We start from the raw sequence: 22,053 nt of genomic DNA, 5'->3' as shown, positions 1-22,053 counted from the left end.
CTGCCCCCCCCCGCCGCCGCCCGCCCGCCCCCCGCCCCCGCGCGCGCCCCCGCCGGGCCCGCCCCCCCCCCCCCCCCCCGGGGGGCGGCCCCCGGGGGGGGGGCCGCCCCCCCCCACCGCCGGGACCCCGGTGGGAGGCGCTTCGCCGCGCCCTCCCACCGGGAACCGCGGGCCCGCCTCAGTGGTGGAAGCCCTCGCTGACCGGCACCCCGAGCTCCTTGAGCGGGACGGGCTGGCGCCGCAGCTCCGGCAGCAGCCGGTTCAGGTCGGCCAGCAGCAGGTCGGCGAGGTCCCGCGAGAAGCCGTTGCGGCAGACCACCCGGAGCACCGAGAGGTCCTGCCGGTTCGCCGGGAAGGTGTACGCGGGCACCTGCCAGCCGCGCTCGCGCAGCCGTCGCGAGACGTCGAACACGTCGAAGGGCGTTCCCTCGGCGGTGGTGAAGGCGAACACCGGCAGTTGGTCACCACGCGTCAGCAGCCGGAAGCAGCCCAGCTTCCCGATCTCCTCCGCCAGGTAGCCGGCGACGTCCCGGCAGGCCCCCTGGACCGCCTTGAACCCCTCCCGGCCGAGCCGCAGGAACACGTAGTACTGCGCCGCCACCTGCGCGCCGGGCCGGGAGAAGTTGAGGGCGAAGGTCGGCATCTCGCCGCCCAGGTAGTCGACCCGGAAGACCAGTTCCTCCGGCAGCGACTCCTTGTTCCGCCACAGCGCCCAGCCGACGCCCGGGTAGACCAGCCCGTACTTGTGCCCCGAGGTGTTGATCGAGGCGACCCGGGGCAGCCGGAAGTCCCACACCAGCTCCGGATCGAGGAACGGCGCCACCATGCCGCCGGAGGCGCCGTCCACGTGCACCGGGATGTCCAGGCCGGTGCGCTCCTGGAGCTCGTCGAGCGCGGCGCAGATCTCCGCGATCGGCTCGTACGAGCCGTCGAAGGTGGAGCCGAGGATGCCGACCACGCCGATGGTGTTCTCGTCGCACAGCGCGACCGCCTGCTCGGGGCCGAGGTGGAAGCGCTCGCCCTCCATGGGCGCGGTGCGCGCCTCGACCTCCCAGAAGGTGCAGAACTTCTCCCAGCACACCTGGACGTTGACGCCCATCACCAGGTTGGGCCGGGCCCCGGCCGCGTAGCGCTCGGCGTTGCGGCGCATCCAGCGGTGCTTGAGCGCCATCCCGGCGAGCATGCAGGCCTCGCTGGAGCCGGTGGTGGAACAGCCGACCGCGGCGTCCGGGTCGGGGGCGTGCCAGAGGTCGGCGAGGATGGCCACGCAGCGCCGCTCCAGTTCGGCGGTCTGCGGGTACTCGTCCTTGTCGATCATGTTCTTGTCCAGGCACTCGGTCATCAGCCGGGTCGCCTGCACCTCCATGGAGGTGGTGACGAAGGTCGCCAGGTTCAGCCGGGCGCTGCCGTCGAGCATCAGCTCGTCATGGACCAGCTGGTACGCGGTGTCCGCCGCCACCGGGCCGTCGGCGAGCCGGTGCACGGGCGGGGCGAGTTCCATCGCGCCGAGCGGGTCGGTGACGCCGAGGAACGGGCTGACGCTCAACCGGCGGCCGTCGCCGGCTCCCTTGTGCAAGGCCATGGGAACTGCCGCCCTTCGCGCTCGGTGTCCGTGTTCCGGACCCACGCTGCCACCGGGCGCCGGGTGACGCATCTTCAGCGGCGGACTCCGGCCAAGGCCCCACCCGGGGTTTCGGGGACCGGTCCGAACCACCGGGACGGAAGCGACGAGGCGACGAAGCGGCGAAGCGACGAAGCCGCCGAGTGAAGGCGGCGAAGCGAAGGCGGCGAAGCGAGGGCGGCGAAGCGAGGGCTACGAGGCCGAGGCCTCCGGGTGGACCTGGTCGCGGGCGGCGCGGTACTGCTGGCGCACCGCGGCGCCGATCGCGAGGTCCTGTTCGTCCTCGGGCTCGACCGTCTCGGCGTCCGGCAGCTCCCACTCCGGCGGCTCCGGGGTGCCCGCCAGCGCCCAGGCGGCCTGCCGGGCGGCCCCGCGCGCGGCGTGGGCGGCCGGCGGGGGCACCACCACCGGGACACCGAACAGCATCGGGGCGATGTGCCGGACGGCGGGCAGCCGACCGGCCGTGCCGAGCAGGAACACCCGCTTGATCCCCACGCCCTGGGTGCGGAGCACGTCCAGCGCGTCCGCGATGTTGCAGAGCATGCCCTCGACGGCGGCCCGGGCCAGGTGCTGGGGCGTCATCGCCTCGGCCCGCAGGCCGGTCAGAGTGCCGGCGGCGTGCGGCAGCGCGGGGGTGCGTTCGCCGTCCAGGTACGGCAGCAGCACCAGGCCGTAGGCGCCGGGGGAGGAGTGCAGGGCGAGGTCGCTCAGCCCGTCCAGGTCCCGGCCGAGCAGGGCCGCGGTGGAACGCAGGACCTGGGCGGCGTTGAGGGTGGCGACCATCGGCAGGTGGCGGCCGCTGGCGTCGGCGAAGGAGGACACCAGGCCGGAGGCGTCCACCACGGCCTGCTCGTGCACCGCGAAGATCGTCCCGGCGCTGCCGAGCGAGACCACCGCGTCGCCCGGGCCGAGGCCCAGGCCCAGCGCCGCGGCCATGTTGTCGCCGGTGCCGGCCGAGATCAGCAGACCCTCGGGGGTGTGCCCGGCGGGCTCGGCGGGGCCGAGCACCTCGGGCAGCTTGAGCCCGTGGCCGAGCGCCAGCTCGACCAGGTCCTGCCGGTACTCGCCGGTGATCGGGGACCAGTAGCCCGTCCCGGAGGCGTCGCCCCGGTCGGTGGTGCGGCGCTTGGGGTGGCCGAGCAACTGCCAGACCAGCCAGTCGTGCGGCAGCAGCACCTCGGCGATCCGGCGGGCGTTGGCCGGCTCGAACTCGGCCAGCCAGCGGAGCTTGGCGATGGTGTACGTCGGGCCGGGCACCGCGCCGATCGCGGCGGTCCAGGCGGCCGGGCCGCCGAGGGCGTCCAGCAGCTTGGCCGCGGCACCGCCGGCCCGCGGGTCGTGCCACAGCATCGCGGGCCGGACCAGCACCCCGCCCGCGTCCAGGCCGATCATGCCGTGCTGCTGCGCGCTGACGCCGATCGCCCGGACGCCCTCCAGCAGGCCGCCGGCCGCGGCGTCGCCGAGCGAGTGCAGCCACATCTGGGGGTCGGCCTCGCCCGCGCGCAACTCCAGGCTCTCGGGGACGGGATGGGGGGCCTTCCCGGAGCGCAGGACGGCGCCGGTGTCGGTGTCGCACGCGACGATCCGGGTGCGGTTGGTCGAGCTGTCTATCCCCGCGACGATGGCCATGTCGAGATCATGCCTCAGCCCGGCCCGGGACGCGTCCGGGCCGGGTGAGTCTTTGCCGGTTCGGAACGCCCCGCCGGGCCGTCCGTCGCGCCGGTCTCACCGCCCGGTCACGGGCGGAAGGTGCCCCAGCCGTCGTCCTCCGACCGTGAGCGGTTGAAGTACGGCACCCGTTCGGTGACCGCGGTCGGCAGCCGGTCCCCGACGCGGTCCGCGACCGCACCGGCGGCCTTCCCCGCGACGGCGCCGGCCTGCTGCCGGGCCCGTTCCGTCGCCCCCTGAACCGTGGGGCTCTGGGTGATCTGCCGGGTGACCTTGGCGATCTGCTCGTAGCGCTGGCGCCCGGCCCGCGAGCCCAGGACGTAGCCGGCCGCGAAACCCACGGCCAACGACACCTTCCACATGATCGGATCCACCCTCTCCTGGCGGCCTCTGCCGCATTGCCCTACCCGTTGGTCGGGACGGCGAACCGTCCGCGCCCCCAGCATCCCCGGGGGACGTCGCGGGCGCGCGGCGGGCGCGCCGGGACGGCCGTGCCGGGCGGCCGGGGAAAGCGATTGGCGGACCACCCCCCCGAGTGCGCTAATGTATGTCCCGCAGCGAGCGCCGAGGAGCCCGGGTCACGGGAGCCGGAGCGGAAGCCGATCCCCCATAGCTCAATTGGCAGAGCAGCCGACTGTTAATCGGCAGGTTATTGGTTCGAGTCCAATTGGGGGAGCTCGGGAGAGGGCTCTTCAGGAGCCCGTTTCCTGTGCGTGGTACCGAAGTCGAGTAGCACGATCCCGCATAGCTCAATTGGCAGAGCAGCCGGCTGTTAACCGGCAGGTTATTGGTTCGAGTCCAATTGCGGGAGCTGCACCGGGTCCGCCCGGTGACTGCTCAGAGCGAAGGCCCCTCGGACGACCGGGGGGCCTTCGTGTTGGCCCGGGCGCTTGTTGCGTCCGTCACCCCCGCCTCGGCTCCTCCCGTCATCAACACCCCTTCGTCACCTCCTCGTCTCCCATCACCCGGCGCCCTCAGGTGGTCGCCCGCCGGTAGAGGTCGGCGACCCGCTGGTCGAAGGCCACGCTGTAGGAGGTGCCCGGGCTTTCGCCGCCCTCCTGGTAGCCGCCGATCACACCGATCACCGTCCCGCTCGCCGTCACCCACGGGCTGCCGCTGGTGCCGTCGGTGTAGCCGCCGCAGTCGAAGCGCTCCTGGGTCGAGCCCTGCGAGCGGGTCCGCACGGAGCAGGTGATCGGTTCGTCGCTCTCGTTCGGGTAGCCGGTCACCGAGACGGTCAGCCCCACGCCCTGGTCCGTCCCGATCGGGTTGCCGCCGACCGCGTCCTCGATCTCCCGGCCGTCCACCGGGCGGACGGTGATGAACGCCACGTCGTAGTCGGGGTCGTCGTCCTGCGCCCAGCGCGGGTCCACGGTGATCGACTGCACCGGCCAAGTCCCGTACGGCGTGTACCCGTTGCGGTAGCCGGGGGTGAACACCAGCCCGTCCAGCAGGCCGATCCGACGGTTCTGCACGCAGTGCGCCGCGGTGACCAGCAGGTTGCGGCGGGGGCTGTGCACCACGCTCGCGGTGCACGCCCGTGGGCCCTGCGCGGAGTGGATGGACAGGGTGCCGATCCGGTCGCGGACCGGGTTCGGCTGGGCGACCTCGGCGTTGGGCGGGGCGTCCGACCCGCCGCAGGCGGTGCCGGCGGCCAGCAGCAGGGCGGCCAGCGCGGTCACCCTGGCCGTGCGCGCACGCGGTACCGGGCGGGGCGCCATCGGGTGCTCCGTCTCGTTCCTCGGGGCGGGCATCCTGGCCGTGCGTTCCGCCGTTCGTGAGGAAGATCTACCAGGCCGGGCCCGCGAACGCCACTGCCGGGTGCACGACCGGTGCGGAACGCACCCGTTGCCGGGTGGGGCTCAGGCCGCGCGCAGTCGGGTCAGGTACGGCTCAACCGGTGGCCCGGTCGTAGAGCGCCTGGATCCGGTCGCCGAAGTAGCTGCTGTAGGAGGTGTCCGGGCTGTCTCCGCCCTCCTGGTAGCCGCCGATCACGCCCACCACGGTGCCGGTCCTGGAGGCCGGGTCGAAGTCCGTCACCCAGGGACTGCCGCTGGTGCCGCCGGTGTAGTCGGGGCAGTCGATCCGCAGCTGGGTCGGGCTCTGCTCGGTGGTGGTGTTGGCGCAGGTGATCGGGACGTCGCTGCTGCCGGGGTAGCCGGTGACCCGCACCGGGAGTCGGTAGCCGCGGTTGACGCCCAGCTTGTTGGCGCCGAGCACCTCCTGCACCTGCCGGCCGTTCTGGGCCTGGACCACCGCGAAGGCGACGTCCACGTCCGGATCGGCGTGGTCCTTCCAGCCGTCGTCGACCGTGACCGCCAGCAGCGGCCAGACGCCGCTGGGGGTGTCGCCGTTGCGGTAGCCGGGGACGAACACCAGGTCGCTGCGCTGGCCGAGCTTCGGGTCCCAGACGCAGTGGGCGGCGGTGACGATCAGGTTGAGCCCGGCGCTGTCCACCACGCTGGCGGTGCAGAAGTGGTCGCCGTCCGCGTTGCGGGTGAACACCGCGCCGACCAGGCCGTTGAGCACGGTGGGCTTGGCGGTGCGGGTGACCCCGGTGTGCTTGCCGATCGCGCCCTTGAACCGCTGCTTAGTCCAGCCGTGGGTGTCCGTGGAGCCGGCCCCGGAGGCGGAGGGGAAGGCCGAGGTGACGGTCGGGACGACCCCGCCGGAGCGCGTCGCGGTGGTGCAGCCGGTCACGGCGAGCGCCAGCAGCAGGGCCCCGGCCGCCGCTCCCCTCCCACGCATCGTCATCAGCCCAGGCTGCCCCCGACCGGGGCTCGCACGCCAGCCGGGCTGCGCCGCCCGGAGAGGCGCGCGCCCTCCCGCACCCAGGTGCGCCCCCGGCGCGCACCACGGGTGATCGACCGGCTATGCTGCCCGGGACGGCCTCGCGGGGCCGTCTGCTGCTGCCGTGGCCGACGAACCGGCGCGCGCGGCGGAACCGGGGCGGTAGCTCAGCCGGTTAGAGCAGGGGACTCATAATCCCTTGGTCGTGGGTTCGAGTCCCACCCGCCCCACCTGTGACGAGCCGACAGGGCGTCGGCAGTTGATCTGCGCTGACCAGCGGAAACGTCGGCTCTTGAGACTGGAACTGTAGGCCAGGGCCTAGCAGGAACCGGGGATGCCACGCTGGGTTTCACCCGGATGGGAACGCCAGGGGAGCGGGTTGACGGTGAAGCCGTCCCCCCCCGGGGAACCGTCGAGCAGCTCACGGCGTGCGTCTCGCGAGGCGCACGGGCCCCTTCCCACAGACGCGACGCCTCGTGCGCCCTCTGTCACCCGGACCCGGCCGACATGACGGAGCAGCAGTCCCCGCGACCGCACCGAACTCGGGCACGCCCGCATACGCCCTCCTGCCGGACGGCCGGGGCCGGGAGCCGCGACGCGGGCCGTCCGGGCGCTGAGCGACCGGGCCCTGGAAGCCGGGGCGGATCAGGTCGTCCTCTGGACGGGCGAGGGGAATGCGGCCGGCGAAGCGGAGACGATTCCGGGGTGGGTCCGGCCCCCGGTGGGCACCGCCTAAGCTGGCCGGGTGCTCGAACCCGCCCTGTTGCCGACCCCGCTGGTGGACTGCACCGACGGGGTCTTCGCCCGGGCCGGGGTGGAGCTGCGGCTGAAGCGGGACGACCTGCTGCACCCGACCGTCCCCGGCAACAAGTGGCGCAAGCTCGCGCCGAACCTCGCTGCCGCCGTCGAGCAGGGGCACACCCGGTTGCTGACCTTCGGCGGGGCCTACTCGACCCATCTGCGGGCGGTGGCGGCCGCCGCCTCGGCGCTCGGGCTGGAGAGCGTCGGGCTGGTGCGCGGCGAGGAACTGGCCGGGCGGCCGCGCAACTGGTCGCTGCGGGCCGCCGAACGGGACGGGATGCGGCTGGAGTTCCTCACCCGGGCCGCCTACCGGGAGGCGGTCGGCCGGGCCGGGGGCGAGGGCGGTACGGACGGCACGGCGGCCCTGGAGCGCCGTTGGGGCCGGTGCCTGGTGCTTCCGGAGGGCGGCTCCAACGCCCTGGCCGCGATCGGTGCCGCCGCGATCCCGGCGGAGCTGCCCGACCTCGGCGGGCGGGACGTGGTCCGCTGCCCGGTCGGCACCGGCGGCACCCTGGCCGGCATCGCGGCGGGCCTGCCGCCGGGCGCGCGGGCGCTCGGGGTGGCCGTGCTGCGCGGCGGCGAGGGCTACCTGGAGGAGGAGGTCGCCCGGCTGCACCGGGCCGGGTACGGACGCGAGTTCGCCAACTGGCGGATCGACCACGACCACCACGGCGGCGGGTACGGCCGGGTCCGGCCGGAACTGGCCGCCTTCGCCGGGGAGTTCGAGCGCCGCCACGGCGTCCCGGTGGAGCGCCGCTACGTCGCCAAGCTGCTCGCCGCGCTGGCCGACCTGGCCGGGGCGGGCGCCTTCCCGCCCGGCACCCGGCTGACCGCCGTGGTCACCGGCCTGCCGGATCCGGAGTAGGCGCTCAGGAGCCGAAGGTCAGGTCGGCGCACGGGTCGGTGTCGGCGCCGCGGGTGTTCTCCGCTATACCGGTCGGGACGCCGCTCGGCACGCCGCTCGGCGAGGTACTCGGTGCGGTCGACGTCCCGGGTGCCGGCGAGGGGCTGGTGACCGCGTCCAGCCGGGTGCTGCCGGCCGGGTGGTAGTCCGCGCCGAGGGTGACGGTGATGCCGCCCGAGCCGGGCTCCTCGACCGCACTGGCGCCCGGGAAGAGCGCCGCGACCTGGTCGGCGGTGGTCTTCAGCGCCGGGTCGTAGGAGACCTGGGTGTGTTGCTTGCCCGGGTCGTTGGCGCCCAGCACGACGTTCTGGAAGCCGCGGCCCTTGAGCGTCTCGGCGCCGGAGCCGGCCAGCCCGGCGGTGCCGACGCCGTTGACCACGGTGATCGGGACGGCGGCCTGCTCGGGGCCGAGCGGCGCGTCCGCGCTGGGGCTCGCGTCCGGCGAGGCGGCGGCGCCGGTACCGGCGGTGCTCCGCCCGTCCAGGGTGCGGTCCTCGCGCAGCAGCTTCCACAGGGTGTCGGCGTCCGGCTGGACGAGCCGCACCCGGTCCCCGGCGAAGCGCCAGGGCGCGGTGACGAAGGTGACGTCGGAGAGCTTGATGTCCTGCACCGAGCGGGCGAAGTCCACCAGCTTCATGGCGGTGCCGAGGCCCTCGTCCACGGTGAGCGACCTGGTGGCCGCGTCCGCCAGCGGGAGCAGGGTGGTCAGCGAGAAGCCCTGGCTCTGCACCTTCTTGATCATCGAGGAGAGGAAGGCCTGCTGGCGCTTCATCCGGCCGATGTCGGAGTTGTCGCCGATCCCGTGGCGGGCCCGCAGGTAGTCCACCGCGGACTGCCCGGTGAGCCGCTGGATCCCCTTCTTGAGGTGGATGCCGTACTCGTTCACGTCGTTGGGCACGCAGGCGTCCACGCCGCCGACGGCGTCGGCCATCGCGGCGGCGCCCTTGAAGTCGACCACGACGGTGTGGTCGATCCGCAGCCCGGTGAGCTTCTCCACGGTGTTCTGGGTGCAGGCCGGGTTGCCCTTGGGGGAGTCGCCGACGCTGAAGGCCGAGTTGAACATCTGGTCGGTGCGGGGCTTGGTCCAGGTGCCGTCGGGCAGTTTGCAGGCCGGCAGGGTGACCAGGGTGTCGCGGGGGATCGAGACGCCGACGGCGTGCTTGTGGTCGGCGTAGACGTGCAGCAGGATCGCGGTGTCCGAGTGGCCCGGGCCCTGGTCTCCGCCGCCCAGGGCGTTGTTGCCGTCGTCCCGGGTGTCCGAGCCCAGCAGCAGTACGTTGACCGGCACCTGGGCACCGGGGGAAGCCGGGACGGGGGCGGGCGGGCGCTCGGTGGCGACGCCGCCCGCGTCGAAGGTGGTGATGTTGCTGTCCAGCCGGTGGTAGAACCAGGCCCCGGCTCCCACGACCGACAGCACCAGCACGGCGGCCAGGCCGATGGCGGTCCGCAGGTAGCGGCGCCGGCGCGTGCTGCTGCTCATCCTCCGTGCCCCCCGTCTTCAGGTGTCTCGCGTTCGATGTTCGAACGTTAGACGTCCTGGGAGGCCGTTCGGTTACCCCCGGTGGGCGGGGGAATCGGCTCCGGGGGCTGTGATGCTGCTCACGCGCCGGGGCCCGCGGCGCCGGTGAGCATCCGGCGGAGCAGGTCGCGCAGGACGGTCCGCTCCTCCGGGCCGAGCGCGGCGAGCGGCTCCCGGGCGAAGTTGAGGGACTCGCGCAGCTCCTCGGAGGCGGCCGCGCCGGTCTCGGTGGCGGCGACGAGCTTGACCCTGCGGTCCTGCCGGTCGGCCTCCCGGGTGACGAAGCCGCGGGCCTCCAGCCGGTCGACGATGCCGGTGATGTTGGACGGCTCGCAGCTGAGCGTCTGGGCGATCTGCCGCATCGGCAGCGGGCCGCGCCGCAGCAGGGCCAGCACCTTGGCCTGGGCGCCGGTGAGCGAGCGGGCGGCCGCGGCCTCCTCGTACTCGCGGTGGAAGAGCGCGACCAGGTTGGCCATCAGGTCGACGACCTCGCGGGTGATCTCGTCGGACTGCCGCGCGGCGGCCGGGGTCGGCTGAGTGTCCATGGCCCCGAGTCTACCTGAAAAGTTGACAAGGTGAACCTTTCATGTCCATCGTTACTTCAGTTGCTCAACCTTTCACCCTGTCGAACCCCTCCGAGGAGCACCTCCATGGCAGAGCAGGCCACCCCCGCCACCGCCCGTGAATGGCACCTCGCCGCCCGCCCCCAGGGCTGGCCGGTGCCCACCGACTTCGCCCTGGTCGAGGCCCCGGTCCGGACGCCCGGCCCGGGCGAGATCCTGGTCCGCAACACCCACCTCTCGGTGGACCCGTACATGCGCGGCCGGATGAACGACGTCAAGTCCTACGTCCCGCCGTTCCGGCTCGGCGAGGCCATGGAGGGCGGCGCGGTCGGCTACGTGGTCGCCTCCGAGGCCGAGGGCTTCGCCCCGGGCGACGCGGTGCTGCACGGCCTCGGCTGGCGCGAGTACGCCACCCTGGCCGCCGGGCACGCGGTCAAGGTCGACCCGCAGGCCGCCCCGCTCTCCGCGTACCTGGGCGTGCTCGGCATGCCCGGCCTGACCGCCTACGCCGGTCTGCTCGCCGTCGGCGGCCTCAAGGAGGGCGACAAGGTCTTCGTCTCCGGCGCGGCCGGCGCGGTCGGCTCGCTGGTCGGCCAGATCGCCCGGCTCAAGGGCGCCTCGCTGGTGGTCGGCTCGGCCGGCTCGGCGGAGAAGGTCGCCAAGCTGGTCGACGAGTACGGCTTCGACGCCGCCTTCAACTACAAGGACGCCCCCGTCGCCGAGCAGCTGGCCGCCGCCGCCCCGGACGGCATCGACCTCTACTTCGACAACGTCGGCGGCGACCACCTGGAGGCCGCGATCGGCGCGCTCGGCGTGCACGGCCGCGCGGTGCTCTGCGGCGCGATCGCCCAGTACAACGAGACCACCGCGCCGGCCGCCCCGCGCAACCTCGCGCTGGCGATCGGCAAGCGGCTGCGCCTGGAGGGCATGCTGGTGAGCGACCACGCCGCCCTGCAGCCGCAGTTCGTCGCCGAGGTGGCCGGCTGGCTGAAGTCCGGCGAGCTGCGCACCGAGGAGACCGTGGTGGACGGCTTCGAGAACGCCGCCCAGGCCTTCATCGACCTGCTGCGCGGCGTCAACACCGGCAAGATGGTGGTTAGCCTGGAGGGCTGACCCGCCGTCAGCGGCACGGACCCCGCCCCGCGCGCCCGAGGAGGGCGGCGGGGCGGTTCGCGTGCACGGCGCAGGGGAAGCGGCCGCACTACCGCATTCCGGCCGGATCCGAAAGTGCGTCATCCATCGCGTGGCGCCGCGCGGTACGGTGGTCCCGCCCGGCGATGGGGCCGTTCGGGGGAGAGATCCGGCCGAGGGGTAGACCTCGTTGAGGATTCGACTAGCATTGAGCGAAAGCCTGTCCGTTTTGCTCAATTTAGTAGCTTAATGTCGGCAAACGTGGGTAACTGTGGATCACTGCAGGCAGCGAGGCAGCTGGGGAAGGCGACCCTCGTCCACAGCCTGGAGGTCCCGGTGACGACACGTGGAGTTCTCTACATCCACTCCGCGCCCCGCGCGCTGTGCCCGCACGTCGAGTGGGCCGTCGCGGGGGTGCTCGGTGTGCGGGTGAGCCTGGACTGGATCCGCCAGCCGGCCGCACCCGGGCATTGGCGTGCCGAACTCTCCTGGCAGGGGGAGCCCGGCACGGCCTCGAAGCTCGCCTCCGCGCTGCGCGGCTGGCAGCTCATGCGGTACGAGGTGACCAGCGAGCCCTGCGCCACGGCGGAGGGCGAGCGGTACAGCAGCACGCCCTCGCTCGGCATCTTCCACGCCGTCACGGGCATCCACGGCGACATCCTGATCCCCGAGGACCGGCTGCGCGCGGTGCTGCTGCGGGCCCGCAGCGAGGGCGCCGACCTGGAGGCCGAGATCGCCCGGCTGCTGGGCAAGCCCTGGGACGACGAGCTGGAGCCCTTCCGGTACGCGGGCGAGGGCGCGCCGGTGCGCTGGCTGCACCAGGTGGTCTGAAACCCCGACGGCCCGGACGGTACGGACGGCCCGGACGGTACGACGAAGGGGCCGGCGCTCGCGGAGAGCGCCGGCCCCTTCGTCACGGTCCTCAGCGGGTGCGGAAGGCCAGCACCACGTTGTGGCCGCCGAAGCCGAACGAGTTGTTCAGCGCGGCGATCCGGCCCTCGGGCAGCGGGGTGGCCTCGCGCACGATCGTCGCGTCCACCTCGTCGTCCAGTTCCTCGACGTTGATGGTCGGCGGGGCGACCCGGTGGTACAGCGCCTGCACGGTGGCGACGGTCTCGATGCCGCCGGCGCCGCCCAGCAGGTGACCGGTCATCGACTTGGTGGCCGAGACGTAGATGTGGTCGAGGTCGTCGCCCAGCTCCTTGCGCAGCGCCTTCAGCTCGGCGGTGTCGCCCTGCGGGGTCGAGGTGGCGTGCGCGTTGACGTGCACGATCTCGGCCTTGTCCAGCGCGTTGCGCTCGAACAGGTCGGCCAGTGCGCGGGCCACACCGGCGCCGGTCGGCTCCGGCTGCGCGATGTGGTGGGCGTCCGAGGACAGGCCCTGGCCCACGGCCTCGCAGTAGATCCGGGCACTGCGCGCCTCGGCGTGCTCCAGGCTCTCCAGCACGACCACACCGGCGCCCTCGCCCAGCACGAAGCCGTCACGGGCCTTGTCGTACGGGCGGGAGGCGCGCTCGGGCTCGTCGTTGTTCTTGGACATCGCCATCATGTTGGCGAACGCGGCGATCGGCAGCGGGTGGATCGCCGCCTCGGTGCCGCCGGCCACCACGACGTCGGCGCGGCCGCTGCGGATCATCTCGATCGCGTAGCCGATCGCCTCGGCGCCGGAGGCGCAGGCGGAGACCGGGGTGTGCACGCCGGCGCGGGCGCCGACCTCCAGACCGACGTTCGCCGCCGGGGAATTGGGCATCAGCATCGGGACGGTGTGCGGGGAGACCTTGCGGGCGCCCTTCTCGCGCAGCACGTCGTACTGGTCGAGCAGGGTGGTCACGCCGCCGATGCCGGAGGCGATGACGGCGCCCAGGCGCTCGGGGGCGAGCTTGGAGGACTCGTCGGTGGCCGGGGTCTCGAAGCCGGCGTCGGCCCAGGCCTCGCGGGCGGCGATCAGCGCGAACTGGGCGGAGCGGTCCAGCCGGCGGGCCAGCGGGCGGGGCAGGATCTCGCCCGGCTCGACGGCGGTGCGCGCGGCGATCCGGACCGGCAGGTCCTGGGCCCACTCCTCGGTCAGGGCCGCCACTCCGGAGCGCCCGGCGACCAGGTTCTCCCAGGTGGTGGCGGCGTCGCCGCCCAGCGGCGTGAAGGCGCCGATACCCGTGACGACCACGGTACGGTTTTCAGCGGTCACTGGTTTCTCTTCTTTCACGTTGTGCGGGGGTCGGCGGCGAGCCGGGGAAGGGCCCGGCCGGGCGCCCGGTGGGGCGTCCCGGCCGGCGGGTCGGCTCGACTCGGGGAGCCGGGCCGACGGGTCAGCCGTCCGCGGCGTTCCTGACGCCGGACGGGCTGGTTGACTCGAACGAGTCGACCGCTCAGGCGTTGTCGAGGATGTACTTCACCGCGTCGCCGACGGTCTTCAGGTTCTTGACCTCGTCGTCCGGGATCTTGACGTCGAAGCGCTCCTCGGCGGCCACGACGACCTCCACCATGGACAGCGAGTCGACGTCGAGGTCGTCGGTGAAGGACTTGTCCAGCTGGACGTCCTCCGCCGGGATGCCGGCGATCTCGTTGACGATCTCGGCGAGACCCTCCAGGACCTCTTCCTGCGTAGCCATTCTGGCTGCTCCTCTTCGGTGTTGAGCGTGTCCGACCGGCGGCCGAACACAGGTTTGCGGATGGATGGGGCGAAACGCGCCTAGGGGAGCGTAACGACTGCCGCGGCGTACACGAGACCCGCCCCGAACCCGATGATCAGCGCGAGGTCGCCGCTGTGCGCCTCACCGCTCTCCAACATGCGCTCCATCGCCAGCGGAATGGAGGCCGCGGAGGTGTTGCCGGTCTCGGCGATGTCGCGGGCGACGGGCACCGACTCCGGAAGCTTGAGCGCCTTGATCATGGCGTCGGTGATCCGCATGTTGGCCTGGTGCGGGATGAAGGCGCCGAGCTGGTCGGCGGTGATCCCGGCGGCGTCCAGCGCCTGCTGGGCCACCTTGGCCATCTCCCACACCGCCCAGCGGAAGACCGGCTGGCCCTCCATCCGCAGCGCCGGCCACTTCGACTCCTCGCCCTGGCCGTTGATGGCGCCGGGCTTGGCGAAGGCGGTGTCCCAGGCCTGGGTCTGCGAGATGACGTCGGCCTGCGAGCCGTCCGAGCCCCAGATCAGCTTGCCGATCCCGGGGGTGTCCGACGGGCCGACGATCGCCGCGCCGGCGCCGTCACCGAAGATGAACGCGGTCGAGCGGTCCGAGGTGTCGGTGAGGTCGCTGAGCCGCTCGACGCCGATCACCAGCACGTACTCGGCGTTGCCGCCGCGGATCATGCCGTCGGCCAGGCCCAGGCCGTAGCCGAAGCCGGCGCAGGCGGCCGAGATGTCGAACGCCGGGGCGGTGCCGCAGCCGAGCCGCTCGGCGATCTCGGTGGCGATCGCCGGGGTCTGCTTGAGGTGCGAGACCGTCGCGACGATCACGCCGCCGATCTGCTCGGGGGCGATCCCGGCCTGTGCGATGGCCTTGCCGGCGGCCTGCACCGACATCTCGGCGACGGACTCCTCCGGGCCGGCCCAGCGCCGCTCGGCGATCCCGCTGCGGGTGCGGATCCACTCGTCCGACGAGTCGATCCACTCCAGCACCTCGGAGTTCGGGATGACCCGGACCGGGCGGTAGCCGCCGACCCCGTGGATGCGGGAGTACTGCGCACCGGCGGCGGGCCGGATCTGCGGCTTGGTCATGCCTGGTCCTCCTGGGGCTGCTGATCCTGACCGCCGTGCTCCGCGACGAGCTCACGGGCCTTGTCCAGATCGGCGGGGGTCTTCAGGGCGAGCGTGGCCACGCCCTTGAGGTTGCGCTTGAGCAGCGCGGTGAGGGTGCCCGCGGGGGACAGTTCGATCACGGCGGTCGCGCCGAGCCGGCCCAGGGTCTCCATGCAGAGGTCCCAGCGGACCGGGTTGGAGACCTGCGACACCAGACGCGACAGCACCTCGGCGCCGGACTCGACGACCTCGCCGTCCTTGTTGGAGACGTAGCGGACCTGCGGGTCGGCCACGGTCAGCGTCGGGGCCAGCGCGGCCAGCCGCTCGACGCCCGGGGCCATGTGCTCGGTGTGGAAGGCACCGGCCACCTTGAGCGCGATCAGCTTGGCGCCGGCCGGCGGGTCCGCCTTCAGCGCTTCGAGCTGGGCCAGGGTGCCGGCCGCGACGATCTGGCCGCCGCCGTTGTTGTTGGCCGCGGTCAGGCCGTGCTCGGCCAGCTTCGCCGCGACGACCTCGGGCTCGCCGCCGAGCACGGCGATCATGCCGGTCTCGGTGACGGCGGCGGCCTCGGCCATGGCCCGGCCGCGCTCACGCACGAAGGTCAGGGCGTCCCGGGCGCTGAGCACCCCGGCGCCGGCCGCGGCGGTGATCTCGCCGACGCTGTGGCCCGCGACGGCGCCGACCAGCTTGCGGGCGAGGTCCTCGTCCGGGAACAGCTCACGGGCGGTCATCAGACCGGCGGCGACCAGCAGGGGCTGGGCGACGGCGGTGTCCTTGATCTCCTCGGCGGACGCCTCGGTGCCGGCGTGCACCAGGTCGAGCCCGGCGACCTCCGACCAGCCGCGCAGGCGGTCGGCGACACCGTCGAGCTCCAGCCAGGGGCTGAGGAAACCGGGGGACTGGGCACCCTGTCCAGGGGCGACGATTACGAGCACGGTTCAACCCTCTCTCGCCAGGCGCCCAGGGGCGGGTAGGCGACGGTAACGAAGAAAACCATCCGGGATTGTATGGTCCCTACACCCTGGCTCAGCTGGACTCCCCGGCCGCGGCCAGTCGGCCGAGGGCCAGTGCGATCCGCAGGGTGAACGCCGAACGCACGTCGGAGGGCGCGTACCCCGTGACGTCGGTCACACGTCGCAGCCGGTAGCGCACCGTATTGGGGTGGACGAAGAGCATCCGGGCGGCGCCCTCCAGGGAGGACGCCTGTTCCAGGTAGACGCTCAGCGTCTCCAGCAGGGCCGAGCCGGCCTCGTCCAGCGGTGTGTAGATCTCCTCCACCAACTGGCGCCGGGCGGCCTGGTCCCCGGCCAGTGCCCGCTCGGGCAGCAGGTCGTCGGCCAGCACCGGGCGGGGCGCGTCCGGCCAGGCTGCGCAGGCCCGCAGACCGGCCGCGGCGGCGTGCGCCGAGCGGGTCGCCGAGAGCAGGTCCGGCACGGTCGGGCCGATCACCACCGGGCCGGGCGCGAACTGGCCGATCAGCGCCCGGGCGGCGTGCACCGGCTCCTTGTCACCGCCGACCACCACCACCAGGCGGCTGCCCAGCACCCCGGTCAGCACGTGCAGCTTCGCGTACCGCGCGGCCCGGCGGATCGCCTCGACCACCAGCTCGCTGTCGCCGTCCGGGGCGCTGCCCATCACCACCCGGACCTGGCTGGGCTGCCCCCAGCCGAGTGCGGCGGCGCGGGAGAGCACACCCTCGTCGGCGTCGCCGGACAGCAGCGAGTTGACCACCAGCGCCTCCAGCCGGGCGTCCCAGGCGCCGCGGGCCTCCGCGGCCTGGGCGTACACCTGGGCGGTGGCGAAGGCGATCTCCCGGGCGTACACGAGCACCGACTCGCGCATGTCCGCCTCGTCACCGGGGGCGGCCACCTCCTCGATGGCCTCCTCCATCACCTCGATCGTGGTGCGGATCAGCTCGACGGTCTGGCGCAGGGTGATGGCCCGGGTCAGCTCGCGGGGCGCGGTGCCGAAGACGTCGGTGGAGATCGCCTGGGCGGTGTCGGGGTGGCGGTACCACTCGGTGAAGGCGGCGATGCCGGCCTGGGCGACCAGGCCGATCCAGGAACGGTGCTCCGGCGGCATCCGGCGGTACCAGCCGAGCTGGTCGTCCATCCGCGCGATCGCGGCGGTGGCCAGCTTGCCCGAGGACTTCTCCAGCCGCTTGAGGGTCGCCGCCCGGCGCTCGGCCCGCTCGGCGGCGTTCCTGCGCTCCTGGGCCGTCAGACGGGGTGCCGCCCGGCCGGGGCGGTCGCGGCCCGCCCGGGGCGCCGGACTCTTCCCGGCCGGTTCGGGTGCGACGGGACTGGGTTCGCTGGTGGAGTGAGCGGAAGCGGCTGGCACAAGGACAAGACTGCCTCACGTGAGTGACTGCTCGTGCACACCCCCCCGGCCGAGCGGCGCGGTGGCAAGGGTCACACCTCGGCCCGCGGGGCGCGCCGACGCCGGAAGCGCCGGGCGACCGCCCGGGGGAGCGGCGCCGGAGCGGGCGGCGTCGGCACCGGCTCCCGAGTGCCGCCGGGCGCCCCTGGGCGGGCCGGCGCAGGGGGCTACGGTGGAGCCGTGACCGATGCCGCTGACCGACCCCGCGCCGACCTGCGCCGCACCGCCGAGCGCTACCGCTCCGTCCCGGCCGAGGGCATCGAGACCCGACACGCGTTCTCCTTCTCCGGCCACTACGACCCGAAGAACACCCACTTCGGCGCGCTGCTCGCGTGCAACGAGGAACTCCTCGCCCCCGGCGCCGGGTTCGAGGAGCACAAGCACCGGGACACCGAGATCCTGACCTGGGTGCTGGAGGGCGCGCTGGCCCACCGGGACTCGCACGGCCACAGCGGCGTGGTGCGCCCCGGCATGGTCCAGCACCTCAGCGCCGGCTCGGGCGTCACCCACACCGAGCGCAACCTCGGCGGCGCCACCGGGCCGGTGCGCTTCGTCCAGATGTGGCTCCAGCCGGACGAGTTCGGTGCCGCCCCCGCGTACGGCCTGCGCAGGGTGGAACCGGCGGACGGCGGGTTGACGCTGCTCGCCTCCGGGATGGCGCGCGACGCGGGGACGGACGCCCTGCGGCTGCGCCGGAGCGACGCCGCGCTCTGGCTGGCCGTCGCCGGGCCGTGGCAGCCGCTGCCGGTACTGCCCGAGGCGCCCTGGCGGTACGCGCACCTGACGGCCGGCTCGCTCGGGTACCGCACCGTCCCGGGGCCCAAGGGCGGCGGCCGCTCGATGGTCCCGGGCGACAGCGTGCGGATCACCGGCGACGCCTTCGCCGACCCGACGGCGGGCGGGACCGGCGCCGAACTCCTGCTCTGGGAGATGCACTCGCCGGTCTCGTACGGCTGACCCGCTCGGCGGCTCCCCGGTCAGGGAGTGTTCGGCTCCGCCAGCTCCGCCAGCACCGCGTCGGAGAGGGCCGGCCAGGCCTCGACGGCCCAGGGGCCGAAGTCCCGGTCGGTGAGCGCGATGCAGGCCGCACCGGCCTGCGGGTCGACCCAGAGGAAGGTGCCGGACTGGCCGAAGTGGCCGAAGGTCTCCGGGGAGTTGGCGGTGCCCGTCCAGTGCGGGCTCTTGCCGTCGCGGATCTCGAAGCCGAGGCCCCAGTCGTTCGGGCGGCGGTGGCCGTAGCCGGGCAGCACCCCGCTGGTGCCGGGGAAGGCGACCTCGCGGGTGGCCCGCCGTACGGTGGACGGGTCCAGCAGCTTGGGCGACTGCAGCTCGGCGGCGAACCGGGTCAGATCGGCCACCGTGGACAGGCCGCCGGCACCGGCCGGGGACTTGTGCGCGGTGTTGAGCACGGTGTCGTGCATGCCCAGCGGCTCGAACACCGCCTCGGCCGCGTAGCGGTGGAACTCGATCCCGGCGGCCTCGGAGAGCGCCCGGGCGAGCGCGTCGAAGCCGGCGTTGGAGTAGAGCCGGCGCGTACCGGGCTCGCCGAACACGCGGTCCTCGTCGAAGCCCAGGCCGGAGGTGTGGGCGAGCAGGTGGCGCACGGTCGAACCGGGCGGGCCGGCCGGGTCGTCCAGCTCGAAAACGCCCTCCTCGATCGCGACGAGCGCCGCGTACGCGGTCAGCGGCTTGGTCACCGAAGCCAGCGGGAAGAGGTGCTGCTGCGGCCCGTGCGAACCCAGCACCGCTCCGTCCGCGCCCCGGACCACCGCCGCCGCGGCGTGGGGCACGGGCCAGTTCTCGATCATCCGCAAGCTCTCCATGCGGTCGACTCTAACGCGGGGCCGCGGACGGGCCGGCGCCACGTGATCGGCAGGCTTGCTTGGAGTGCACTCGAACTCGGTAGCGTCGTCGATGTCGCACAGGACAGGGGGAACGATCAATGGCCACACCCGCGCACGTCGAGAGCCGCCTGCGCACCTGCTCCGAGGTGTTCGACCACCCGGTCGGCGAACCGGACCGGACCGCGCGGCACACCATCAGCGAGGTCGCCGCCGCCAGCGGACTCACCGCCCACACGCTCCGCTGGTACGAGCGGATCGGCCTGCTCGACCCGGTGGACCGGGCGGCCGGCGGCCAGCGCCGCTACTGCGACGCGGACCTGCACCGACTGGCCTTCCTGGGCCGCCTGCGGCTGACCGGGATGTCGGTGGCGGACATGCTCCGGTACGTCGACATGGCCCGCCGCGGCGAGCAGACCTACGAGGACCGCCGGCAGCTGCTGGTCGCGCAGCGCGAGGAGGTCCGGCAGCGGATCGCCGACCTCCAGGCCACCCTGTCCGTCCTCGACTACAAGATCGATCTGTACGCCGGAAGGATCGCCGACAGCACCGGCGCGCCGGCCGTCTGCACGTACTACCGAGGAGAGGAAGAGCAGAGCGCATGACGCACCCCGTACTCCCCACCGCCGAACTCGGCACCGCCGGCCCGACGGTGGGCATCCAGGGCCTCGGCTGCATGGGCATGAGCGAGTTCTACGGCCCCACCGACTCCGGCGAGGCGCTCGCCACCCTGGACGCGGCGCTGGAGGCCGGTGTCACGCTGTTCGACACCGCCGACGCCTACGGCTTCGGCCGCAACGAGGAGTTCATCGGCCCCTTCGTCCGGGCCCACCGGGACGAGGTGGTGCTCGCGACCAAGTTCGCCATCGAGCGCAGGGAGGACGATCCGGCCCACCGCGGCATCCGCAACGACCCGGCGTACATCCACGCGGCCGTGGACGCCTCGCTGCGCCGCCTCGGCGTGGACGAGATCGACCTCTACTACATGCACCGCCGCGACCCGGCGGTGCCGCTGGCCGATTCGGTCGGTGCGATGGCCGAGCTGGTCAAGGCCGGCAAGGTGCGCCACCTCGGCCTGTCCGAGGTGACCGCGGCGGAGCTGCGGGAGGCGCACGCGATCCACCCGATCGCCGCCGTGCAGTCCGAGTGGTCGGTGTTCGCCCGGGACGTCGAGCGGGCGGTGGTGCCGGCCGCGGCCGAGCTCGGCGTCGCGTTCGTGCCGTACTCGCCGCTCGGCCGCGGCTTCCTGACCGGCTCCTTCCAGAACGCCGAGCAGCTCGCGGCGGACGACGTGCGGCGCTCCCAGCCGCGGTTCACCGGCGAGAACGCGGCGGCCAACGCCGAACTGCTCGCGCCGCTGCGGGAGATCGCCGCGGCCCGCGGGCTGAGCATGGCGCAGGTCGCGCTGGCCTGGGTGCAGCAGCGGGCCGAGGTGCACGGGCTGGCCGTGGTGCCGATCCCGGGCACCCGCAGGCGCGGCCGGCTGGCCGAGAACGTCGCCGCCGCGACGCTGCGGCTCACGGCGGAGGAACTGGCGCTGCTGGAGCCGGTGTCGGCCCAGGTGGCCGGTGGCCGCTACGCCGACATGAACTTCACCTTCGTCGGGCGGGAGTAGCACGCGCCGGAGCGCCGGAGCGCCGGAGCGCCGGAACGGCGCCGACCGGGCCCGGGGAGCCGTCACTCCCCGGGCCCGGGGCGCCGGGCCGCCCGGCCGGCCTGCTGCCCGGCAGCCCGCGTCGGCGGCCTCAGACCTTGCGGCCCGTGAAGGCGGCCAGCCGGGTGTGGACGTCGGCGTCCTCGGCCACGGGCTGCACCGCGGCGAACGGGACGCCCTCGACGCGGCCCTCGGCCGGCAGGACGGCCTGGGCGATGGCCAGCGCGGTGTGCGCCAGGCCGTCGTCCAGCACGAAGCCGTTGTCCAGGGTCTTCGCGATGTCCCAGGCGTGCGTCGTCGCCTCCATCACGTAACCGCCGACCACCATGCCGCCGGGCACCTCACCCCAGGGGGCGAAGGTCGGACGGCCCAGCTTGGCGTCGTCCGCCCACGCGGCGGTCGCGCGGGCGCTCGCCCGGGACAGCGCGGCCGGCCAGCCCCCGTCCGACGGGTCCTCGATGGCGGCGACGACGTCCTCGGCGCGACCGCCCTCGCCCATGTACGCGAAGCGGTGGACGCCGCCGACCACGTGGTTCAGCAGCCCGCGCAGCGTGAACTCCTCGCAGGGCGTGGGGCGGTCGAGGTCGGCCGGGGTGACGGCGGCGAACAGCTCCGCCAACTGGCCGAGGGCGAGCAGGTACTGCGGGCGGGCGTCCTGGACGGTGTTCACGGGTGGTCAGCTCCCTGGTGCGGTGCGGTCTTCCGGCCCTGTCGGGCTCGAAACGCAATCTCCCAGTAAAACCTGACAAGTGCCGTCAGGATTACTGGGATCCTTGTGTCATGAAGGCCGACCGGCTGCTCTCGATCCTCCTGCTGCTCCAGACCCGTGGCCGGGTGCCCGCCACCGAGCTGGCCGAACGGCTGGAGGTGTCGGTGCGCACCATCTACCGCGACGTGGAGTCGCTGTCCGCCGCCGGGGTGCCGGTGTTCACCGAACGCGGCCGGCACGGCGGCATCAACCTCCTGCCCGGCTACCGCACCGACGTCACCGGGCTGACGGCGGACGAGGCCCGGGCGCTGTTCGTGCTCTCCGCGCAGGGCGCGCACAGCGACCTCGGACTGGACGGAGCGCTCGGCTCGGCGCTGCGCAAGGTGATGGCCGCGCTGCCCGCTCCGCACCGCCCGGCGGCCGAGCGGGTCAGCGAGCGCATCCTGGTCGACCCGGCGCGCTGGATGCAGGGCCCCCAGCCCGGCGCGGGGAGCGGCCCGGACCTCGGGGAGCTGCAGTACGCGGTGTTCGCCGACCGGCGGCTGCGGCTGTGCTACCGGCACAGCGGCACGCCCGCGCCGGTGGAGTACACCGTCGACCCGTACGGGCTGGTGAGCAAGGCCTCGGTCTGGTACCTGGTGGCCGACCTGCACGGCGAGCCGCGGCTGTTCCGGGCGGACCGGGTGCTGGCCGCGGAGACCACCGAGGAGGCGGTGCGGCGTCGCGAGGGG

At 73.7% G+C, this 22,053-nt stretch carries 21 protein-coding genes and 3 tRNA genes; 10 read left to right on the top strand and 14 right to left on the bottom strand.

What is annotated here, in order from left to right; all coding sequences use genetic code 11:
- Nucleotides 1-178 precede the first annotated feature (178 nt).
- The 3 genes from gad to ABT247_RS18975 all read right to left on the bottom strand — a co-directional run bounded on the left by gad (nt 179) and on the right by ABT247_RS18975 (nt 3,651).
- Nucleotides 179-1,582, bottom strand: coding sequence for a glutamate decarboxylase (gene gad, locus ABT247_RS18985; RefSeq protein WP_350743948.1), 1,404 nt, complete (start codon nt 1,580-1,582; stop codon nt 179-181).
- A 231-nt stretch (nt 1,583-1,813) separates the two neighbouring features.
- Complete coding sequence (locus tag ABT247_RS18980) at nt 1,814-3,250, bottom strand: FGGY family carbohydrate kinase (protein ID WP_350743947.1); 1,437 nt, start codon at nt 3,248-3,250, stop codon at nt 1,814-1,816.
- Between the two features lie 107 nt (nt 3,251-3,357).
- The gene (locus ABT247_RS18975) at nt 3,358-3,651 is read right to left on the bottom strand and encodes a hypothetical protein (RefSeq protein WP_350743950.1); all 294 of its coding nucleotides are present in this window, start codon (nt 3,649-3,651) and stop codon (nt 3,358-3,360) included.
- Between the two features lie 241 nt (nt 3,652-3,892).
- Here ABT247_RS18975 and ABT247_RS18970 point away from each other — a divergent pair.
- Both ABT247_RS18970 and ABT247_RS18965 read left to right on the top strand, forming a co-directional pair.
- Nucleotides 3,893-3,965 (top strand) — tRNA-Asn (locus ABT247_RS18970).
- Nucleotides 3,966-4,027: 62 nt separating this feature from the next.
- A tRNA-Asn gene (locus ABT247_RS18965) sits at nt 4,028-4,100 on the top strand.
- Between the two features lie 163 nt (nt 4,101-4,263).
- On the opposite strand, the gene ABT247_RS18960 is transcribed toward ABT247_RS18965, so the two are convergent.
- The gene (locus ABT247_RS18960) at nt 4,264-5,010 is read right to left on the bottom strand and encodes a trypsin-like serine peptidase (protein WP_350743946.1); all 747 of its coding nucleotides are present in this window, start codon (nt 5,008-5,010) and stop codon (nt 4,264-4,266) included.
- Nucleotides 5,011-5,182: 172 nt separating this feature from the next.
- Nucleotides 5,183-6,043 (bottom strand): trypsin-like serine peptidase, encoded by an 861-nt coding sequence (locus tag ABT247_RS18955; RefSeq protein WP_350743945.1) that lies wholly within the window; start codon nt 6,041-6,043, stop codon nt 5,183-5,185.
- A gap of 192 nt (nt 6,044-6,235) precedes the next feature.
- On the opposite strand from ABT247_RS18955, the gene ABT247_RS18950 reads away from it, so the two are divergent.
- A tRNA-Ile gene (locus ABT247_RS18950) sits at nt 6,236-6,309 on the top strand.
- A 515-nt stretch (nt 6,310-6,824) separates the two neighbouring features.
- Nucleotides 6,825-7,745, top strand: a complete 921-nt coding sequence (locus ABT247_RS18945) for a 1-aminocyclopropane-1-carboxylate deaminase/D-cysteine desulfhydrase (RefSeq protein WP_350743944.1) — start codon at nt 6,825-6,827, stop codon at nt 7,743-7,745.
- A gap of 4 nt (nt 7,746-7,749) precedes the next feature.
- Here ABT247_RS18945 and ABT247_RS18940 read toward each other — a convergent pair whose 3' ends face one another.
- Both ABT247_RS18940 and ABT247_RS18935 read right to left on the bottom strand, forming a co-directional pair.
- Nucleotides 7,750-9,264, bottom strand: coding sequence for an LCP family protein (locus ABT247_RS18940; RefSeq protein ID WP_350743943.1), 1,515 nt, complete (start codon nt 9,262-9,264; stop codon nt 7,750-7,752).
- 119 nt (nt 9,265-9,383) lie between these two features.
- Complete coding sequence (locus ABT247_RS18935; protein ID WP_350743942.1) at nt 9,384-9,848, bottom strand: MarR family winged helix-turn-helix transcriptional regulator; 465 nt, start codon at nt 9,846-9,848, stop codon at nt 9,384-9,386.
- A gap of 105 nt (nt 9,849-9,953) precedes the next feature.
- Here ABT247_RS18935 and ABT247_RS18930 point away from each other — a divergent pair, with 105 nt between their 5' ends.
- Complete coding sequence (locus ABT247_RS18930; RefSeq protein WP_350743941.1) at nt 9,954-10,979, top strand: NADP-dependent oxidoreductase; 1,026 nt, start codon at nt 9,954-9,956, stop codon at nt 10,977-10,979.
- Between the two features lie 354 nt (nt 10,980-11,333).
- On the top strand, nt 11,334-11,828 hold the full coding sequence (locus ABT247_RS18925; RefSeq protein ID WP_188296478.1) for a DUF3145 domain-containing protein: 495 nt from the start codon (nt 11,334-11,336) through the stop codon (nt 11,826-11,828).
- 91 nt (nt 11,829-11,919) lie between these two features.
- Here the strand turns inward: ABT247_RS18925 and fabF are convergent, their stop codons facing one another.
- From fabF to ABT247_RS18900, 5 genes are all read right to left on the bottom strand, one after another.
- Nucleotides 11,920-13,182, bottom strand: a complete 1,263-nt coding sequence (fabF, locus tag ABT247_RS18920; protein WP_350743940.1) for a beta-ketoacyl-ACP synthase II — start codon at nt 13,180-13,182, stop codon at nt 11,920-11,922.
- A 181-nt stretch (nt 13,183-13,363) separates the two neighbouring features.
- Complete coding sequence (locus tag ABT247_RS18915; RefSeq protein ID WP_350743939.1) at nt 13,364-13,606, bottom strand: acyl carrier protein; 243 nt, start codon at nt 13,604-13,606, stop codon at nt 13,364-13,366.
- 80 nt (nt 13,607-13,686) lie between these two features.
- Complete coding sequence (locus tag ABT247_RS18910) at nt 13,687-14,718, bottom strand: beta-ketoacyl-ACP synthase III (protein ID WP_350743938.1); 1,032 nt, start codon at nt 14,716-14,718, stop codon at nt 13,687-13,689.
- A complete protein-coding gene (locus tag ABT247_RS18905) occupies nt 14,715-15,674 on the bottom strand; it encodes an ACP S-malonyltransferase (RefSeq protein ID WP_350743937.1) in 960 nt (319 codons plus the stop codon). Before ABT247_RS18905 ends, ABT247_RS18910 begins: the two co-directional genes overlap by 4 nt.
- Before the next feature lie 91 nt (nt 15,675-15,765).
- Nucleotides 15,766-16,962, bottom strand: a complete 1,197-nt coding sequence (locus ABT247_RS18900; protein WP_350743949.1) for a PucR family transcriptional regulator — start codon at nt 16,960-16,962, stop codon at nt 15,766-15,768.
- A 336-nt stretch (nt 16,963-17,298) separates the two neighbouring features.
- On the opposite strand from ABT247_RS18900, the gene ABT247_RS18895 reads away from it, so the two are divergent.
- On the top strand, nt 17,299-18,075 hold the full coding sequence (locus tag ABT247_RS18895) for a pirin family protein (protein WP_350743936.1): 777 nt from the start codon (nt 17,299-17,301) through the stop codon (nt 18,073-18,075).
- 20 nt (nt 18,076-18,095) lie between these two features.
- On the opposite strand, the gene ABT247_RS18890 is transcribed toward ABT247_RS18895, so the two are convergent.
- On the bottom strand, nt 18,096-18,941 hold the full coding sequence (locus tag ABT247_RS18890; protein WP_350743935.1) for a serine hydrolase domain-containing protein: 846 nt from the start codon (nt 18,939-18,941) through the stop codon (nt 18,096-18,098).
- Nucleotides 18,942-19,060: 119 nt separating this feature from the next.
- Here ABT247_RS18890 and ABT247_RS18885 point away from each other — a divergent pair, with 119 nt between their 5' ends.
- Complete coding sequence (locus ABT247_RS18885) at nt 19,061-19,564, top strand: MerR family transcriptional regulator (protein ID WP_350743934.1); 504 nt, start codon at nt 19,061-19,063, stop codon at nt 19,562-19,564.
- Nucleotides 19,561-20,574 carry an aldo/keto reductase gene (locus tag ABT247_RS18880; protein WP_350743933.1) on the top strand — a complete coding sequence of 338 codons (1,014 nt, stop codon included), beginning with the start codon at nt 19,561-19,563 and terminating at the stop codon, nt 20,572-20,574. Before ABT247_RS18885 ends, ABT247_RS18880 begins: the two co-directional genes overlap by 4 nt.
- 130 nt (nt 20,575-20,704) lie before the next feature.
- Here the strand turns inward: ABT247_RS18880 and ABT247_RS18875 are convergent, their stop codons facing one another.
- On the bottom strand, nt 20,705-21,283 hold the full coding sequence (locus ABT247_RS18875; protein ID WP_350743932.1) for a TIGR03086 family metal-binding protein: 579 nt from the start codon (nt 21,281-21,283) through the stop codon (nt 20,705-20,707).
- Between the two features lie 110 nt (nt 21,284-21,393).
- Between ABT247_RS18875 and ABT247_RS18870 the strand changes: the two genes are divergently transcribed.
- A partial coding sequence (locus tag ABT247_RS18870) for a helix-turn-helix transcriptional regulator (RefSeq protein ID WP_350743931.1) occupies nt 21,394-22,053 on the top strand: 660 nt, incomplete at its 3' end.

It is taken from the genome of Kitasatospora sp. NPDC001539, from assembly GCF_040298565.1.
Taxonomy (GTDB): Bacteria; Actinomycetota; Actinomycetes; order Streptomycetales; family Streptomycetaceae; genus Kitasatospora.
This window is presented reverse-complemented; position numbering and strand designations above follow the sequence as displayed.

Bases quoted from the DNA above. Each gene is read 5' to 3' on its own strand.
- gad (WP_350743948.1), bottom strand. From the start codon at position 1,582: ATGGCCTTGCACAAGGGAGCCGGCGACGGCCGCCGGTTGAGCGTCAGC.
- ABT247_RS18980 (WP_350743947.1), bottom strand. From the start codon at position 3,250: ATGGCCATCGTCGCGGGGATAGACAGCTCGACCAACCGCACCCGGATC.
- ABT247_RS18975 (WP_350743950.1), bottom strand. From the start codon at position 3,651: ATGTGGAAGGTGTCGTTGGCCGTGGGTTTCGCGGCCGGCTACGTCCTG.
- ABT247_RS18960 (WP_350743946.1), bottom strand. From the start codon at position 5,010: ATGGCGCCCCGCCCGGTACCGCGTGCGCGCACGGCCAGGGTGACCGCG.
- ABT247_RS18955 (WP_350743945.1), bottom strand. From the start codon at position 6,043: ATGACGATGCGTGGGAGGGGAGCGGCGGCCGGGGCCCTGCTGCTGGCG.
- ABT247_RS18940 (WP_350743943.1), bottom strand. From the start codon at position 9,264: ATGAGCAGCAGCACGCGCCGGCGCCGCTACCTGCGGACCGCCATCGGC.
- ABT247_RS18935 (WP_350743942.1), bottom strand. From the start codon at position 9,848: ATGGACACTCAGCCGACCCCGGCCGCCGCGCGGCAGTCCGACGAGATC.
- ABT247_RS18930 (WP_350743941.1), top strand. From the start codon at position 9,954: ATGGCAGAGCAGGCCACCCCCGCCACCGCCCGTGAATGGCACCTCGCC.
- ABT247_RS18915 (WP_350743939.1), bottom strand. From the start codon at position 13,606: ATGGCTACGCAGGAAGAGGTCCTGGAGGGTCTCGCCGAGATCGTCAAC.
- ABT247_RS18910 (WP_350743938.1), bottom strand. From the start codon at position 14,718: ATGACCAAGCCGCAGATCCGGCCCGCCGCCGGTGCGCAGTACTCCCGC.
- ABT247_RS18890 (WP_350743935.1), bottom strand. From the start codon at position 18,941: ATGGAGAGCTTGCGGATGATCGAGAACTGGCCCGTGCCCCACGCCGCG.
- ABT247_RS18885 (WP_350743934.1), top strand. From the start codon at position 19,061: ATGGCCACACCCGCGCACGTCGAGAGCCGCCTGCGCACCTGCTCCGAG.
- ABT247_RS18880 (WP_350743933.1), top strand. From the start codon at position 19,561: ATGACGCACCCCGTACTCCCCACCGCCGAACTCGGCACCGCCGGCCCG.